This is a genomic window from Duganella sp. CY15W, assembly GCF_009857555.1.
In the GTDB taxonomy this organism is placed as follows: domain Bacteria; phylum Pseudomonadota; class Gammaproteobacteria; order Burkholderiales; family Burkholderiaceae_D; genus Rugamonas; species Rugamonas sacchari.
In genome coordinates, this window is sequence record NZ_WWCQ01000001.1 from 654,333 (window position 1) to 671,690 (window position 17,358).

The window sequence follows — 17,358 nt, forward strand, 5'->3', positions numbered from 1 at the left end:
CCTCGATGAACAAAACAAGCGCTACCGCCGTTCCCGCCGCTGAGACGCTACTGCCCATCGTAGGTATCGGTGCATCGGCCGGCGGGCTCGATCCTATTTGCGAGTTTCTCGTCAGCGTGCCAGCTGACAGCCGGTTTGCCTATGTGGTCGTGCAGCACCTGGACCCGCTGCATAAAGGCATGCTGCCAGAGCTGCTGCAGCGCATGACCAGCATGAGGGTGTGCGAGATCGAGGACGGCATGGCGGTGCAAGCCAATCATGTCTACGTCATCCCGCCTGGTCACGACATAGGCATCGAACACTATCATTTCACATTGCAAGCGGTTGCGGCGCGGCGCGGCCACCATCTGCCGATCGACAGTTTTTTCAAGTCGCTGGCCTTGCACAGCCGCGATGTCGCGATTGGCGTGCTGTTTTCCGGCATGGGAGCGGATGGCTCGGCGGGCCTGAAAGCGATCCGCGACAGCGGCGGCCTGACGCTGGCGCAGCTGCCGTCGTCGGCCCGCTTCGATCCCATGCCCTCCAATGCGATTTCCAAACGCGCCGTGGATATGGTGGAACTGCCCGGGCAGATGGCCATGCGGATTGCCGAATGGTGGGCGACGCAGGAATCCGGCCTGCCGGAACAGGCGATGATCCAGCGTGAAGGCTTGCAGCAGCTGTTCCAGCAGCTGCTCAAACAGACCGGCGCCAACTTCTCCGACTATAAACTGAGCACGGTGCTGCGCCGGATTGACCGGCGCATGAAGCTGCGCCAGTGCAGCTCGCTGGCCGACTACGTGAAGTTCATGCGCGCCAATCCGGCCGAGGTGGAGCTGCTGTTCAAGGAGCTGCTGATCGGCGTCACCAACTTCTTCCGCGATGCCAAGGTGTGGGAGTACCTCATGAATACGGCGCTGCCGCAGCTGATCGCGGAGCATCCCGAGGGTGCGGCGTTCAAGGCCTGGGTCGCCGCCTGCTCGACAGGCGAGGAGGCCTATTCGCTGGCCATCGCCTTTAACGAAGTGCTGGAGCGCCTGCGGCCCACGGCGCACTACACGCTGCAGATCTTTGCGACTGACCTTGATGACGATGCGGTCGATCAGGCCCGCCAGGGCGTGTTTGGCGCCGATATCGAGGCGGATGTGTCGGTCGAGCTGCTGCAGCGTTACTTTATGCCGGCCGAGAAAAATGGCTATCGTATCCGCAAAGATGTGCGTAATATGATTATCTTCGCGCGCCAGAACGTGATCTCCGATCCGCCATTCACCAAGCTGGACATCCTGTGCTGCCGCAATTTGCTGATTTACTTTACGGCCAAGCTGCAGGAGCGGCTGATCCCCTTGTTTCATTATGCCTTGCGCACCGGCGGCCTGCTGATGCTGGGCAGCGCCGACACACCGGGGCACTTCAACGAATTATTCACCCTGATGCCCGGCGCCGGCCGTATTTACCGGCGATTGGATGCATCGATCCATCGCGTAGCGAATTATTTCCCGACCCGCGTCAGTAGCGTCGTGGCGCCCACAGTGATTGAACCAAGCAACCTTAACATGAACGGTAACCTTCAAATTCAGGTTGAGCAGATGCTGCTCAAGAAGCATGCGCCGGCTGCGGTGCTGCTGAACGCCCACGGCGACATCCTTTACATTCACGGACGCACCGGCGCCTATCTGGAACCGGCGGCGGGTAAAGCCAACTGGAATATCCATGCCATGGCGCGTGATAGCTTGCGCCATGAGATGGCGGAGCTGCTCAAGCGCTCGACCCAGGAAAGCGGCTTGATTGCGGTGCGTGGCCTGATCCAGCGCGACGAAGCGGGCAAGCCCTCGCAGGCACTGGACCTGACCGCCGAGGCCATGCCGGACAGCGGGCCGTTGCCAGGCACCGTGCTGCTGACGTTTTCCAGCGCGCCGCTGCCGCCCAAGAAGCGCCGTACACGCTCGAGCAATCCCTACGTGCTGGAACTGGAACAGCAGCTGGCGCAGGCGCGGCTGGAGATTCAGGCCGTGCGCGACGAGATGCAGGCCTCACGCGAGGAACTCAAGTCGGCCAACGAGGAACTGCAATCGACCAACGAGGAACTGCAGTCCACCAATGAAGAGCTGACCACCTCCAAAGAGGAGATGCAGTCGCTGAATGAAGAGCTGTACACCGTCAACGCCGAGCTGCAATCCAAGGTGGATGACCTGTCGCTGGTGAATGGCGACATGAAGAATCTGCTCAACAGCACCGACGTGGCCACCATCTTCCTGGATGGCGAACTGCGTATCCGCCGCTTTACCGACCAGACCACGCAGATCTACAAGCTGATCCCCAGCGACGTCAATCGCCCGTTGAGCGATATCGTCAACGATCTGCTGTACACGGACCTGGAGCAGGATGCCCAGCACGTACTGCGCACGCTGGTGTTTTGCGAAAAGCAGATCGAAACCCGCAGCGGCGGCTGGTACACCATGCGCATCCGTCCTTACCGCACAGTGGACAATGTGATTGATGGCGTGGTGGTCACCTTCATCAATATCACGGAGCTCAAGCAGATGGAAGCGCGCCTGCTGCCGCTGTTGCGGGATAGAAGAGATGCGAGCCGGCCATGACCAAGCCCTCGCGCGCTGAGCTGGACGCCCATCTGCTGCGCGAGAACGCCGAGCGAGCCGCCGCCTCGCTGCCGCCGCAGCCGCCGGCGGATACGCCCAGCGACCAGCTGAAACAGTGGCATGAGTTGCAGGTCACCCAGATCGAACTGGATATGCAGAACCAGGCGCTGGCCGAACTGCAGACCGAGCGCGATCTGGCCGATGAGCAGCGCGAGCGCTATACGGACTTGTACGACCAGGCGCCGGCCGGCTATCTGTCAGTGGACGACGAAGGCTACATCACCCGCGCCAATCTGGCGGCGGGCGAATTGCTGCGCAGCGGCCGCGATGAACTCATCGCCAAACGTTTCGAGCAGTTTGTGGCGCCGCAGGCGCAGGCAGGCTGGCGGCGCTTCCTGCAAGCCCTGTTTGCCAGCGGCGAGCGCGGTGTCATGGAAGTGCCCTTGTTTGATCCGGCCGACGCCGCCGGCATACCATCGCGGCAGGTACGCATGGAAGCCAACCTGGAGGCAGGCGCGCGCAAGTGCCGCATCATCCTCACCGACGTTGGCACGGCGCCGGTGCGTGATGCGGTGCGTCTGCGCGCCCTGCAGGTACTGGACAGCATCAAGGAAGGGGTGCTGGTGTGTGACGCCGACTACCAGATTGTCTCGGTCAACCCGGCGTTCACGGAAATCACCGGCTATCCGGTGGAGGAGGCGCTGGGCCGTAATCCGCGCTTTCTGGGCCGCCAGACGGAACACCCGCCTGGGTACCATGCCGAGGCTATGCAGCAGTTGCGCAGCGAGGGGCGCTGGCAAGGCGACGTTTTCAATTGCCGCCGCGACGGCACGCTTTACGTGGCGCATATGTCGCTGACGGTGATACGCGACGAGCATGGCGCGATCAGCTACCACATCGGCGTGTTCTCGGACGTGACGGCGCAGCGTCAGGCCGATGCGGAGCTGCTGCGCTGGTCGCACGAGCTGGATGAACGGGTGGAAGCCCGCACCGCGGAACTCAGCGAATCACGCGAACAGCTGCGCAAGCTGGCGGCACACCTGGAAACCATCAAGGAAGAAGAGCGCAAGCGCATTGCACGCGATATCCATGATGAGCTGGGACAGAACCTGCTGGCGCTGCGCATCGATATTTCCATGCTGGGCACACGGACCAGCGAGCGCCACGCGCGCCTGCACCAGCGCGTCAACGCGGCGCTGGACAATGTGGACGCCACCATCCGCAGCGTGCGCGGCATCATGAATGAACTGCGGCCGGCGGTGCTGGACCTGGGCCTGCCGGCAGCGCTGGAGTGGCAGGCGGCCGAATTCAGCAAGCGTAGCGGCCTGGCGTGCACGCTGACGCTGCCGGACGATGCGGATAGCCTGGTGGTGGCGCCGGACATGGCGATTGTGCTGTTCCGTGGCCTGCAGGAAGCGCTGAGCAATGTGCGCCGCCATGCGCAGGCCAGCAAGGTGGCGATTGCATTGGCGCTGCGCGGGCGCCGTCTGTCGCTGAGCATCGTTGATGACGGCATCGGCCTGGAGCCGGCGCCGGCCGGCATCGGCCAGCGCGATTCCTTTGGACTGATCGGCATGTCGCAGCGCGTGGCCGCACTGGGCGGCGCAATGGAGATTGGCACCCCGGCCACGGGCCATGGCTGTAGGCTGATGGTGAGCTTCGATCTATAATATCGGCGCCGTAATCAATCAGGGGCCATATCTTGTTAAAAAAATTAGTTATTCCAGCCGCGCTGCTGTGCGTCACAAGTGTACAAGCGGACGAAGGTCAATGGCAGCCGTACCAGCTGCCGCAATTGAAATCCGAACTGAAACGCGTCGGCATCGCCATTCCGGCGGAGAAGCTGGCGGATCTGTCCAAACATCCGATGAGCGCCATCGTGTCGCTGGGCGGCTGTTCGGCATCGTTTGTGTCGGACGCCGGCCTGGTGGTGACCAATCACCATTGCGCGTATGGCGCCATTCAGCGCAACTCGACCCCTGAACACAATTACATCGCCAACGGCTTCCTGGCCAAGACCCGCGCAGCAGAACTGCCGGGCGGCCCGAACACGCTGGTGTACGTGACCGACAAGGTGGAAAACGTCACCAGCCGCGTGCTGAAGGACATCACGCCGGCCATGAGCGGCAAGCAGCGCAACGAAGCGGTCGAGAAAAACATCAAGTCGCTGATCGCCGAATGCGAAAGCGACAAGTTCTACCGCTGCTCGGTGCCGGCCTTCCACCGTGGCCTGGAGTACTACCGCATCCGCCAGATGATGATACGCGACGTGCGCCTGGTCTATGCGCCAGCCAACTCGCTGGGCGACTTTGGCGGCGATATCGATAACTACGAATGGCCGCGCCATGTCGGCGACTATTCCTTCCTGCGCGCTTACGTGGGCAAGGACGGCCGCCCGGCCGATCCGTCGCCGGACAATGTGCCGTACAAATCCAAGGACTTCCTGGTGGTGTCGGCCGAAGGCCTGAAGAATGGCGATCCGGTGCTGCTGGCCGGCTACCCTGGGCGCACCAGCCGCTACAAGCTGCCGTCGGAAATCCGCTACGCGCGCGATGCCGCCTATCCGGCCAAGGCTGGCGAGATCCAGTCGGACCTGGACGTGATTGCTGCGTCGACCAGGGACAACGAAGCCAATGCCGTGCGTTACGCCAGCGTGGTCAAGAGCCTCAACAATGTGATGAAGAAAACGCGCGGCCTGATGGACGGCTTTGCGCGCAAGGACATCGCCGCCATCAAGGATGTGCAGGACGCCGAGTTCCGCGCCTGGTACGCAAAGCAGTCTGGCGGTAACAAGAACCTGCTGGCGGAACTGGATGCGCTGATCGCCGCCGACATCGCCCTGAGCGATGAGGAGTTCGGCCACAGCGTCGCCACCACCAGCGACCTGCTGAAATCCGGCACCACCCTGTACCGTCTGGCCCAGGAAAGTGCCAAGCCGGATGCGGAGCGTGAAAGCGGCTACCAGCAGCGCGACCTGGCCTTCATCAAGGCCCGCCTGAACCGCCTGGAGCAGTCGTATGTGGGCAGCGTGGATCAGGCGCGTTTTACCGCAGCCCTGCAGCGCTATGCCAAACTGCCGAAATCCATGCACATGACCGGCCTGGATCCCTTGCTGCCATCGGTTGACAGCGTGCCGGCGTTGTACGCGCAATCACAGCTGGGCGACACCGCCCAGCGCCTGTCGTGGGTGGGCAAGGATGGCGCTGCGGTCGCCGCGTCGGATGATGCCTTCCTCAAGCTGGCGGTGAAGATCGACGGCGTGTCGCAAGCGCTGAAGGAGCGCCGCAAGGAACTGGACGGCAATCTGGAACGCGTGATCCCGCAATATATGGCGGCCGTTATCGCGTGGAAGAAATCGCAGGGCAAGCCAGTGTACCCGGATGCGAATTCGACGCTGCGCGTGACCTATGGCACCGTATCGCCGTACTCGCCGAAGGACGGCATCACCAAAGGCCCGTTCACCACCATCGAAGGCATCGTCGAGAAGAACACCGGCAAGGCGCCGTTCGACGCACCGGCCAATCTGCTGGAAGCGATCAAGGCCAAGCGCTATGGCAAGTTCAAGGATCCTGTTCTGGGCACCGTGCCGGTGGACTTCCTGACCAGCGCTGACACCACCGGCGGCAACTCCGGTTCGGCGGTCATGAACAAGAACGGCGAGCTGATTGGCCTGAACTTCGATTCGACCTACGAGTCCATCACCAAGGACTGGTACTTCGACCGCGATATCACCCGCGCCATTCATCTGGACATTCGTTATATGCTGTGGGTGATGGCGGAAGTGGATCACGCCGAGAATCTCCTCAAAGAGATGACGATCAAGTACCCTAAAAAATGAACGCACTGACGCTCCTGCTTAGTTACGCCAATATGCCATTGCACCTGGCCGTATTCGCCACGACCCCGCTGGAGCTGCTGTCGTTCCTGCTGTCGGTGGCGACGGTGTGGTTGAACATACGCCAGAGCCACTGGGGCTGGCTATTTGCCATCATTTCGTCCGCCACCTATGGCCTGGTGTTCTACGGCTCGCGGCTGTATGGCGACATGGGCTTGCAACTGGTGTTCATCACTGTGTCCATCTTCGGCTGGTATCAATGGCTGCATGGGGACGACCGCCATGAGAAGCTGCCCGTGACCGCGCTGGACGCGCGCGGCCGCTGGATCGCCGGTGCTGCGTGGCTGGCGGGCTTCGGCGTGCTGGCCTGGTTCCTCAAAACCTACACTGATACCGATGTACCCAGTTCTGATGGCTTCCTGACCGCGGGTTCGCTGATCGGTCAGCTGCTGCTGTCGCGTAAAAAGATCGAGAACTGGCATGTCTGGATCATCGTCGATATCCTGTATGTGGCGCTGTACCTGCACAAGCATCTGATCCTGACGGCCATTCTGTACGGCGTATTTGTCGGTATGGCGATTATCGGCCTGCGCGCGTGGAGCGGCGACGCTGGCACGGGTGGCCGCCGCCTGGCGCTGGAATGACGGTGTTACGCATAGCCATTCTGGGTACGGCGTCGTCCGGCAAGACGACGCTGGCCGCGGCATTGGCCGGGCGCTATGGCACGCTGTGGGTGCCTGAATATCTGCGCGAGTTTGTCGATGTTGAAGGCCGTGTGCCGGTGGACGCGGACCAGATCCATATCGCCCGCGTGCAGCGCGAACGCGAGAACATGGCCGCACCGGCGGCGCAGCGCTATCTGTTTTGCGATACCACGCCGTTGATGACGGCGGTGTACAGCCGCCATTATTTTGGCGGGATTGATGCGCAGCTGGCGCCGCTGGCGGACGCGCATCTGCAGGATTACGACCTTACGCTGGTGACGGCCGCCGACATCCCATGGCAAGCGGATGGCCTGATGCGCGAGAATGAAGAGGTCAGCATTATCATCAACCGCATGCTGAACGAAGAGTTGACGGCACGCGGTATTCCCTACGTGCCGGTGAGTGGCAGCATCGAGCAGCGCGTCGCGCAGGTTGCGGACGCGCTGTCGCGGCTTTAAAGGTCGAACTGCGCCGAGACGCGGAAGGTGCGCGAGGCGCCCGGCATCAGATAACCACCCAGATCCGGCGTCACATCGCGCCAGTAGAACTTGTCGAAGGCGTTGTCGACGTTGGCGCGCAGCGTGGTGGCCACATCGCCGATGCGGGTCGCATACGAAGCGCTCAGGTTCATCACGTGATAGCTTGGCACGAACACGGTGTTGGCGGCGTCAAAGGCTTTCTTGCTGCTGTAAACCCAGTTGGCCGCCACGTCCAGGCCACGCACCTGCGGCACCGCATACTTCGCGTACAGGGATGATTTGAAGGCCGCGACGTCGGTGACGCGCTTGCCGTCCAGCGTAGCCGAACCGGTGCCGCTTTGCTGGGTGTTCAGCGCGGTGGCCGATACGCCGACCAGCAGTTCAGGCGTAACACGGCCGGCCAGCGCCATCTCCAGGCCACGGTTCTGCGCTTCGCCATTGCGCACGAAGGTGTTGGCGGCGTCCGTGTACTCCAGGCCTTTGCGGATCTGGAACAGCGATACGCTGGCGCTCAGGTCCGGACGGATGTCCGCCTTCACGCCCACTTCCACCTGCTTCGATTTGCCCGGCTCCAGTGCGCGGCGCTGGTTCGCCGTGCCCATCGGCGCGACGCCGCCGTGCTCCAGGCCCTGGGCGTACGACACATAGGTCGCCACGTTGGGACGCACGTTGTACACCAGCGCGACGTTTGGCAGCCAGAAGCCGACGTCGGTGTGGGCATAGGGCAGTACCTTGCCGGCATCGACGCCCACGTATTCGTCGCGCTTGACCTGCGCGTAGCGTGCGCCCGCATGCAGCTTGAGTTGCTGGTTGAGGCTCAGGATGTCCTGGGCGAACAGGCCGCGTTCATTGTCGCTGCGGCGTTCGGTGACCGGGCCGCTATCGCCTGGCGCCGGCGTCACCACCACCGGGCGATAGATATTGCTGGTGCCCGAGTAGTCGTACAGGTAGTCGCCCCATTTTTCGCTGTTCTTGAAGAACGATGCGCCGGCGGTCAGTTCATGCTGCAACGCGCCGGTGGCAAAGCGGCCCTGCAGCAGCGCTTGCGCGGTCAGCGGCGATTTCTTTTCGCCTTTGCTGATGTAGTTGTAGACGTCATAGTCGCCGTTGCCGCAGAAGCCGGGGTACAGGTCCTGTGCGCCGCAGCCGTAAGGGAAGGCCGTGTAGTCGTCGCGCTTGAAGTTGTGCTGGTTGGCGCTGATGGTGGCGGCCCAATCCGGCGAGAACTTGTAGTCGAAGCGGATGCCGACGTTGCTGCTGGTGGTTTCCACGGGACGGGTCCATGGCTGGTCGTTCAGCAGCTGGTCAGCAGGGACGTTGGGCAGCGTGGCGTTGTTGAGCAGCTGGTAGCCCGGCGCGGTGATCTGCGATTTGCGCTGGTAGTCGGCATCCACTTGCAGCAGCGCTTGCGGCGAGATGCGCCAGTCGAAAGCGGCCGAGATGAATTTGCGATTGCCGTCGGCGCCCTTGATGTAGGAGCGCAGGCGTTCGGCGGCGGCGTTGATGCGGTAGCCGAAGCGGCTGTCTTCAAAGCGTCCGCCCAGATCGACGGCGCCATACAGCGTGCCGCGTTCGCGGGTTTCCAGCACCACGGTGCGCAGCGGCGTATCGGTCGGGCGCTTGGTGACGAAGTTGATGACGCCACCGGGCGCGGAGACGCCGGACTGCAGGCCGGACAAGCCTTTCAGCACTTCCAGCTGTTCCTTGTTTTCCAACGGGATCTGGGTGTCGCCGGCAATCGCCATGCCATCCTTGCGGTAGCTCGAGGCGTTGTCCAGTTTGAAGCCGCGGATGGAGAACTGTTCCGCGTAGCCGACGGCGTTGTAGGCGTCGCTCAGGCTGGCGTCGAATTTGGCGGCATCGGTAGTGGAACGGATTTGCAGGTCCAGCATCTGCTGCGCGTTCAGCACGCTGACCGACGCTGGCGTTTCCAGCAGCGGCGCGTTGGAGAAGCCGGCCACGCTGGCCGAGCTGGCGCGGACCTTGACGCCGCTGACGACGACTTCCGGCATGGTTTGGTCTGGGGCTGCGGCCGGGTCAACGGCTTCAGCGCGCGCGGCGCCGGACATAGCCTGTAAAACCGCCAATGCGATGGCGGACACTGCAAAGTTTGGTGTGGACATATCTGCTCTCTACTTGTTCGGCTGGAGGCCGGCGAAGAGAGCCATCAAAGGAGGGGAGAACCACTTTTGCGCTTTCCTTCGCTGGCATTATCCAGATCAGGTACGAAGGGTATCTCTCACCCGGAAATGCGTTTCCAGGACCCCTAGCGAGGCGCCAGTGTAACACAGTTGTCATCAAGGCTCGCCGCAGCAGTGCCGTGCGCCGTGTTTTGCGCGGCGCCGCTACACTGCGGACTTGCACCGCCCGGTGCTGATGAAAGGGTTGGAATGAAGCAGTCGTATCAAGAGGGGAGCTGGTTTGCTGTGCCATTGCTGGACGGCGGCTATGGTTGGGGCCTGGTGGCGCGCATGACGCCTGGCAGCAAAATCCTGCTCGCCTATCTGTTCGGTCCCAAACTGACGCGCTTGCCGTCGGTGGAAGAGCTGAATACCCTGCAGCCGCAGGATGCGGTCAAGGTGCTGCGTTGCGGCGACATGGCGCTGGCCAGCGGCCACTGGCGCGTGCTTGGCGATATCGCCGTGTGGGATCCGGCCATGTGGCCGGTGCCGCAATTCCTGCGCCGTGCCGATGCGCTCAAGCGCGCCTGGCGCGTGACGTATTCGGACAGCGATCCGGGCCGCTCGGAGCGCGAAGAGTCCGTGCCCTACGATACACCGGGACTGGAAGCGGACTCGCTGTACGGCTACGGTTCGACCGAGCTGCTGCTGACCAAGCTGCTCGAACACGCCGATCATCCCATCAATCAGGGATGACCGGCAGTGCCCGATCAGGGCACTGTACGCATGACTTCACGGCTTGAGGTGCCGACGCCGGCGGCGATAAACAGGCGGCCATTGAGCGCTGCCATGCCTTGCGCGGCAAATTGCCTGCCAAGGTCGGCCCGCTCGGGCTGCCAGGTTTGCAGATCGGCCGTCGAATAGGTCGGTCTGCCATAGCCATCGCTTGGCGTTACATACAGGCGGTCCTTGAGTACCGCGCATTGGCTGGACTTGTACGGGAAGCTCTTGCTGGAGACTGGGCGCTCGGTCCAGGTCTTGCCATCGCTGGAGGTGACCACGGTGTCGCCGATGACGACCAGTGAACCGCGCCAGCCCAGCGCGCAGGTAGGACGGCCCAAGGCTGCCGGCAGCGTGGCCAGGCGGCTCCAGTGACTGCCGTCATCCGACGATTTCCACACATCGCTCAGTTGTTGACTGCCATTGACGCCGCCCATCAGGTAGATGTCGCTGCCCATCTTTGCCATGAGATGCTGCTCCCGGGGCAAAAATTCGCCGGCGGCCGTACGCTGCGTCCAGCGCGCGCCGTCAAACTTCCACACGTGATTGGTATCGTTGTTGTTGCTATCGCGGCCGCCGCTCAGATACAGGGCGGTGCCATCGCCAGCCGTTGCATACGCATTGGTGACCGGCGTTGGGCCAGCAGCTGGCGACAATTGCCAGCTGTCGGCGTTGTCGCTGGATAGCCAGGTCTGAATCTGCTGTGGAGTATAGGGGCTGACGGAGACCATGGCCAGCGATGAGCCGATGGTGGCCAGTTGCATGCCATAGACGAAAGGCGCGGACGGCGTGGCGGTTTCCCATCGGCTGTAATGCAGGTCGCTTTCCGCCAGCACGGTGATTTTGTATGGCAGCTGCCATGGCGAACCTGCGATTGGGCGCGCGCAGGTGGTGGGGGCGTCGTAGCACAGCTTTAGTTCCAGCGCGCCGGTGTGCACGCCGGCCGGCAAGCCTGCCCGGGTTTGCAGGCTAAACACGTAGATCAGCGGGCTGCCGGTTGGATCCATCCGGACGTCCGGGTTGAAGACACCGATGTTGTCGGTCAATGCGCCATTGAATGTCTCGCTGATGACCTTGCTGGATTGGGCCGTAATGCCAGCGCGCGCAGGCTGTCCGGGGAAAACCAGGATATCGTCGAGCGTCGATCTGAATGTCAGCCATGAACCGTCATTGGTGGACGAGCCATTGCCGCCATTGCCGCCGTTATTGCCAGGGTTGGTACTGCTGCCATTGCTGCCGCCACCGCCGCCGCCGCAAGCGCTGAGTCCTGCAGCGAGTACGAGTGCGGCAACGCCCGATATATTTTTCTTCAACATGCCTGCCTTTATTTTTTAACAAAGGCCGGGATTGTACTTTATTTAACTAGACAACAGGGCAGCTGACATTCCACGCGGCGTATTCGCCGCGATGCTTGCGGACGGCGACGTGTACCCGCGTGTCACGGTCGCTCTCGAATACCATGCCGACCATGGCCGGAGCGCCGTTGGCTGGCGGCGCCGGCTCCATTGCGGCAAAGCGGAAGGTCAGCGAGCGCTGGCGCGCGCAGCCGGAATTCCCCGCAAACAGCAGGCGCGCGCGCTGCAGCAGTTCGCGATGCTGGCGCAGCAGCGCGGTGGCGTCCTCGTTCGATACGGCCGGGTCCATGCGCACCGTGTATTGCGCTGCGGTGCAGATGACCTTGGGCGTCGCCAGCCACACATACCATTCCGGCGCCGCTGCAGACGGCGACCAGCGCTGTCCCTTGGGCGCCTTGGCGTCATAGATGTAGCTGGTGCGGACCTGGCGGCACAGCTCCGGCGTGTAATGGCGTGGCGATGAATCCACGCGCGCAATCACCTGCCATGGCTGGCCGCGCCGGCGCTGGATGTCGAAGACGGGGGCAAATAGCGATGGTCCGCCGCTGACGCGTGGCGGCACTTGTTCGCGGTAGTACTCGTCAAAGGTATTGCGCTCATCGGCGCTCGGCTCGCGCTGCTGCACGGCTGGCGGCGCAGGGTGCGCGGCATGGACAAGGGTGGCCACGCCGAGCAGCGCGGCGCAAACGAGGGTACGGCGCATTACAGGCCTTTCATGACAATCTGGATCAGCAGGCCGCCGCCTTCGCGGTTGCGCACATGCAGTTCGGCGCCGTGGCGCGTGATGACGCGGTCGACAATCGCCAGTCCCAGACCTGCGCCGTTGGCCTGGCTGCGCGCCTCGTCGAGCCGGGTGAAGGGCTTGAGCAGCTGCTCGATCTGCTCCGGCGGTACGCCGCTGCCATGGTCCTGGACTTCGATGGTCACGCGTTTGGCAGCATGCATGCCTTTGACGCTGCACTTGATGTCGATTTCAGTGTAGTCCGCGCCTGGCGTTTTGCCGTAGCGGCGGGCGTTCTCGATCAGGTTGTTGATGACGCGCTTGATGTCGGTGGCATTGCCCATGGCGTGCGCGCCTGGCGCGATGTCGGTGCCGATCCGCACATCGGGCAGGCGCGCGGCTTCGTGCGCCGTATCCGTCAGCAGTTCGCTGATATCGACATTGATAAAGCTGGCCGCCTCGGTCGGCTTGGCGTAGTCGAGGAACTGGCCGATGATGGCGTCCATCTGGCCGATGTCCGACTGCATGCCCTCGCGCGCTTCCTGCGACAGATTGGCCATCTCCACCTCCAGCTGCATGCGCGCCAGCGGTGTGCGCAGGTCATGCGAGATGCCGGCCAGGATCACGGCGCGGTCGGACTCCACCTGCTGCAGGTCGTCCACCATCTGGTTGAAGCTGCGATTGGCTTCGAGGATTTCAAGCGGGCCTTTTTCCGGCAGCGGCGCCGGGCGCTTGCCCTGGGCGAAGTCGCGTGTGGCCTGCGTCAGGCGGCGCAGCGGCAGGTTAATCAGACTGGAAATGAAGGCGGCGCCCAGCAGCGATACCACCGACACCACGCTGGCCCAGCCCAGCCACTGGATGCCGGTCAGGCCGCGGATGCGCTCGCGCTCGAGCATCAGCCAGTACTGGTCGTCGTCGATATTGAAGCTGACCCAGAAGCCGGCCACGCCATTTACCTTGGACGAGAAGCGCGTGTCCGCACCCAGCTTGGCCTTGACCAGCTTTTCGATGTCCGGCATCAGCGCGTTATCGGCTGGCGGTTCGACCTTGTCGTCGTCCTCGAGCGGGAATACGCGGATGCCCTCGTTCGACACCAGCTCGAACAGCAGCTCGCGCCGCAGTTCGGGCGCGGAGTGGGTGAGGGCGGCGTGGGTGATGGTGACCACCGAGATCACCTGTGAGGAAATCTGCTGCACCTGCGGCTCGTGCTGCACCACGCTGATCATGCCGACCCAGGCCGTCATACTGGTGGTGGTCAGCGCCCCGAGCAGGAAGAAGGTGCGCCAGAATAATCCGCTTTTGAGGCTGGCGATGCGGAGGCCAAAGGGTAGCTTCGACGGCAACTTCATGAACGCGCCCGCGCCTTAGCGCGGCTGGCCCTCCGGAATGAAGACGTAACCCAGGCCCCATACGGTCTGGATGTACAGCGGGCTGGAGGGATCGGGTTCGATGAGTTTGCGCAGGCGCGAGATCTGCACGTCCAGGCTGCGGTCGAATACTTCGTACTCGCGGCCGCGCGCCAGTTCCATGAGCTTCTCGCGCGACAGCGGCTGGCGCGCATGGCGCGCAAACACTTTGAGCACCGAGAATTCGCCGGTGGTCAGCGGCACGGTCTCGCCGTTTTTCTTCAGCGTGCGCGTGCCCAGGTCCAGCACGAACTGGCCGAACTCGAAGGTCTGCGGGGTTTCCGATGGCGCGCCCGGGATTTCGTCCGGACCACGGCGGCGCAGTACGGCGCCGATGCGGGCCACCAGCTCGCGCGGGTTGAAGGGCTTGGGCAGGTAGTCGTCCGCGCCCATTTCCAGGCCGACGATGCGGTCCACGTCCTCGCCTTTTGCGGTCAGCATGATGATCGGCGTCTGGTCGCCGGCGCCGCGGAGGCGGCGGCAGATCGACAGGCCGTCTTCGCCAGGCAGCATCAGGTCCAGTACCAGCAGGTCGTAGCGCTCGCGCAGCCACAGCTTGTTCATGGCCGTGGCGCTTTCGGCGGTGAAGACGTTGAAGCCTTGTTCGGTGAGGTAGCGGCGCAGCAGATCGCGCAGGCGGACGTCGTCGTCCACTACCATAATCTTGGCCGCGTGGCCTTGCGCGTTGGCGTTGTTGTTGCCGGATTCAGTCGTTGTGCTAGTCATTTGGCTGCCAGAATTGTCTTATTCATGTTGCTATGGTAACGTCATATTCGTCCTGCGAATACGAACGCAAGATAACCCATTACAAAGTGTTACAAACTTTACCCATTTAGCCTTACCCCCTCAGGCAAAGCATCATACACTGCGGGCATAGAATCAGTTTTTTAGGAACGCCATGTTCATCGATCACAAAAAAAAATCCGCGGCAGCTAGCGCATCTTTTTGCGTTCGATCCTCCCTGGCTTCCGCGCTTTTATGCTGCGGTTTAATCAGCACCGGCATCGCCCGCGCTGAAGGCCCTGACGGCCCGCGCCGCGAGGTGCCGCAGCATCAGCAAGGCAGTCAGCGTACCGAGCAGCGTCCAAGCAGCGAACAGCGTCAGATCGATACGCGCACTTACGAAGCGCGCGCCGAGGAACAGCGCCGCGCCATGCAGGAAGCCAGCCGCAATGCGGAAATGAGCCGCCGCGTCGGCCGCATGACGCCGGACGAACGCCGTGATCTGCGCCGCCAGATCAACGAAGTGAGCCAGGACCTGTACGCCAATCCCCCCCGTCGTTAATTGCCTGGCAATTAACCATAATAAAACGGCACTATTATTATTTGATTAGTATTGGTTTGTATCAATATTTTCACAGTTGTGCCGTTTTAGTCACAGAATTTCCTTCTTTTTCTATGGTCTGCGTGTAAGATTAATTAATCACACGCAACGCCTTCCGGCCCGAGCGTGCCGTTTGGAGGAAGACCGTGGTTCAAGACGTTGCATCCGCAGCGCCAGCCGCAGGCGAGGGGCCAGAAGCCTCCGGCCCGGCATTGCCTATTGGTTTGGGTAAGCTGGCGGACGGAATTTACATTGATCTTGGGATGAGCAAGCCGGCGCTGGTGGCTGCGGTCACGCACGTCTTTCAGTCGGGCTGGTATTTCATCGGCCTCGATTACCCGGTCCTGATCAAGGCGCTGTACGGGGTGGGGCCGGACACGGGCAGTCAGCAGGCATTGCGCCTGGCCGACGATGTGCGGGTGTTCGACGCAGGCCGTCTGTCGCTGTACAAAAATCCGAAAGTGAGCCTGTCCTACGCCGAGTACTACTTCCAGCAGCTGTACCTGGAAGAGATGACGCTGCCCGACGGCACCGTGATTCCCGAGCGCCCCGTGGCGCTCGATATCGACGAGTTCATCGCCGATATGTGGAACAAGGGCATCCACTTCGGCATCGATGTGGCGGCGGTGAAGGCGGCGATGGCGTCGACCAAGGCCGACCGCATTACCTTTGCCAGCGACCTGGAACCGGAGCCGGGCCAGGATGCCACGGTGGTGGAGGTGTCGTCCGAACTGCACCGCAGCGATGCGCCCAAGGCGCGGCCGGATGGCCGCATCGACCTGCAAAGCTTCCAGAACCGCTTCCCGCAAATCAAGGCGCATATGCGGCTGCTGAAAAAGCTGCCGCCGGTGCCTGGCCTGCCGGGCTTTGACCTGGCGGGACGCAAGACCGACCCGGAGCCGCCCAAGGATCTGACGCTGCGCTTCCTGTCTGGAGAAGGCACCGAGGCCAAGCTGTTCGAGGACGGTGAATACCTGGTCTCGACGCGCGAAGGTTTTCTCAGCGTGGATGCCAAGTCCAACCGCATCTCCATCACCGACAAGATCATCAGCCTGGAAGGTGTGAGCGGCCGTACCACGGGCAATCTGCAACTGGCCGGCGCTTATGAGGAATATGGCGATGTGCAGGAACAGCGCGACGTCACGGGCAGCGATATCACGGTGCATGGCAACGTCTACGGGAATATCCATTCGCGTGGCGGCACGGTAGTGCTGGACAAGAACCTGGTCAGCGGCAGCGTGCATAACGCCGCCGGGAATATCAACATCGCTGGCGTGGCGTCCAACTCGGTGATCTATGCGGCCAACGGCGCCATCACCATCAGCCGCGCCGAGAACTGCGTGATCTCGGGCAGCCGGGTCAAGGTGGAGGAGGCCTCCAACTGCGAGATTATCGGCGACGAGGTGATCGTGGAAGTGGCGGAGGGCTGCGCCATCGCCGGCCGTAACGTCGAAGTGGAAAGCGCCGGCCCGCGCCGCCGCACCGAGATGATGATTTATGTGCTGGTCAAGGACGTGACCCAGTTCGATCAGGAGATCGCGGAACTGGACATGCGTATCGCCGCCTTTGTCCAGGCCAACCAGGCCAGCGAGGAGGAATTGAACCGCATCTCGGCGCTGCCGGATGTGCGCCGCTACCTGGCGCTGGCCGCCAAGCTGCGTACGCAGGAACTGGTGCTGACGCCGGAACAGGGCCAGCATCTGCGCAAGATCGCCGGTGCGGTGGCGGAGGAAATGAAAGCCATGCAGAAGCTGCAACAGGAACTGCAGGTCGGCCATACCCAGATCAAGCTGCTGCAGGACCGGCTGGCGCGCGTGATCGAGCAGAAGATCGAAGCGGCCGGCATTTCGCGCTGCGGTCTGCACATGGTCAGCGGCGACACCATGGTCCGCACCATGCCGTTTGCCGCCGACACCGCGGCGCTGCGCCAACTGCAGCCCAAGGATATCAAGGCGCGCCTGCGCGGCACGCCGACCGGCGGCGAGTTGTTGTTTGCCGATAGCCTGGGTTCACTGGACTGGCATATGAACCCGCACTTGCGGCCTGCGTCCCCTTGAA

General features: G+C 62.5%; 13 protein-coding genes and 1 riboswitch. Of the genes, 8 read left to right on the forward strand and 5 right to left on the reverse strand.

Annotated features, from left to right (window positions below):
- The first annotated feature begins 5 nt into the window (after positions 1 to 5).
- The 5 genes from GTP58_RS03085 to GTP58_RS03105 are packed head-to-tail and all read left to right on the forward strand — an operon-like array spanning position 6 to position 7,573.
- Positions 6 to 2,576: a chemotaxis protein CheB gene (locus tag GTP58_RS03085; protein ID WP_072780533.1), complete on the forward strand. Its 2,571-nt coding sequence runs from the start codon at positions 6 to 8 to the stop codon at positions 2,574 to 2,576.
- The gene (locus GTP58_RS03090) at positions 2,573 to 4,246 is read left to right on the forward strand and encodes a PAS domain-containing protein (RefSeq protein ID WP_161076220.1); all 1,674 of its coding nucleotides are present in this window, start codon (positions 2,573 to 2,575) and stop codon (positions 4,244 to 4,246) included. Before GTP58_RS03085 ends, GTP58_RS03090 begins: the two co-directional genes overlap by 4 nt.
- Before the next feature lie 32 nt (positions 4,247 to 4,278).
- Positions 4,279 to 6,414 (forward strand): S46 family peptidase, encoded by a 2,136-nt coding sequence (locus tag GTP58_RS03095; RefSeq protein ID WP_161076221.1) that lies wholly within the window; start codon positions 4,279 to 4,281, stop codon positions 6,412 to 6,414.
- The gene (pnuC, locus tag GTP58_RS03100; RefSeq protein WP_229215404.1) at positions 6,411 to 7,055 is read left to right on the forward strand and encodes a nicotinamide riboside transporter PnuC; all 645 of its coding nucleotides are present in this window, start codon (positions 6,411 to 6,413) and stop codon (positions 7,053 to 7,055) included. Before GTP58_RS03095 ends, pnuC begins: the two co-directional genes overlap by 4 nt.
- A 2-nt stretch (positions 7,056 to 7,057) precedes the next feature.
- The gene (locus GTP58_RS03105) at positions 7,058 to 7,573 is read left to right on the forward strand and encodes an AAA family ATPase (RefSeq protein WP_373924684.1); all 516 of its coding nucleotides are present in this window, start codon (positions 7,058 to 7,060) and stop codon (positions 7,571 to 7,573) included.
- Here GTP58_RS03105 and GTP58_RS03110 read toward each other — a convergent pair.
- On the reverse strand, positions 7,570 to 9,717 hold the full coding sequence (locus GTP58_RS03110; protein ID WP_161076223.1) for a TonB-dependent siderophore receptor: 2,148 nt from the start codon (positions 9,715 to 9,717) through the stop codon (positions 7,570 to 7,572). The two genes, GTP58_RS03105 and GTP58_RS03110, sit on opposite strands and share 4 nt — an antisense overlap.
- A 56-nt stretch (positions 9,718 to 9,773) precedes the next feature.
- A riboswitch (TPP riboswitch) is annotated at positions 9,774 to 9,872 on the reverse strand.
- Between the two features lie 112 nt (positions 9,873 to 9,984).
- Here GTP58_RS03110 and GTP58_RS03115 point away from each other — a divergent pair.
- Positions 9,985 to 10,470: an Imm26 family immunity protein gene (locus tag GTP58_RS03115; protein WP_161076224.1), complete on the forward strand. Its 486-nt coding sequence runs from the start codon at positions 9,985 to 9,987 to the stop codon at positions 10,468 to 10,470.
- Between the two features lie 14 nt (positions 10,471 to 10,484).
- Here GTP58_RS03115 and GTP58_RS03120 read toward each other — a convergent pair whose 3' ends face one another.
- The 4 genes from GTP58_RS03120 to ompR are packed head-to-tail and all read right to left on the reverse strand — an operon-like array spanning position 10,485 to position 14,702.
- The gene (locus GTP58_RS03120) at positions 10,485 to 11,810 is read right to left on the reverse strand and encodes a kelch repeat-containing protein (protein ID WP_161076225.1); all 1,326 of its coding nucleotides are present in this window, start codon (positions 11,808 to 11,810) and stop codon (positions 10,485 to 10,487) included.
- Between the two features lie 46 nt (positions 11,811 to 11,856).
- Positions 11,857 to 12,552: a hypothetical protein gene (locus GTP58_RS03125; protein ID WP_161076226.1), complete on the reverse strand. Its 696-nt coding sequence runs from the start codon at positions 12,550 to 12,552 to the stop codon at positions 11,857 to 11,859.
- Complete coding sequence (locus GTP58_RS03130; protein ID WP_161076227.1) at positions 12,552 to 13,919, reverse strand: ATP-binding protein; 1,368 nt, start codon at positions 13,917 to 13,919, stop codon at positions 12,552 to 12,554. Before GTP58_RS03130 ends, GTP58_RS03125 begins: the two co-directional genes overlap by 1 nt.
- Before the next feature lie 15 nt (positions 13,920 to 13,934).
- Complete coding sequence (ompR, locus tag GTP58_RS03135; protein WP_072780521.1) at positions 13,935 to 14,702, reverse strand: two-component system response regulator OmpR; 768 nt, start codon at positions 14,700 to 14,702, stop codon at positions 13,935 to 13,937.
- A gap of 316 nt (positions 14,703 to 15,018) precedes the next feature.
- Here ompR and GTP58_RS31225 point away from each other — a divergent pair, with 316 nt between their 5' ends.
- Together GTP58_RS31225 and GTP58_RS03145 are read left to right on the forward strand one after the other, a co-directional pair.
- Positions 15,019 to 15,261 (forward strand): hypothetical protein, encoded by a 243-nt coding sequence (locus tag GTP58_RS31225; RefSeq protein ID WP_229215405.1) that lies wholly within the window; start codon positions 15,019 to 15,021, stop codon positions 15,259 to 15,261.
- A 302-nt stretch (positions 15,262 to 15,563) separates the two neighbouring features.
- Complete coding sequence (locus GTP58_RS03145) at positions 15,564 to 17,357, forward strand: flagellar assembly protein A (RefSeq protein WP_161076229.1); 1,794 nt, start codon at positions 15,564 to 15,566, stop codon at positions 17,355 to 17,357.
- Position 17,358 lies beyond the last annotated feature (1 nt).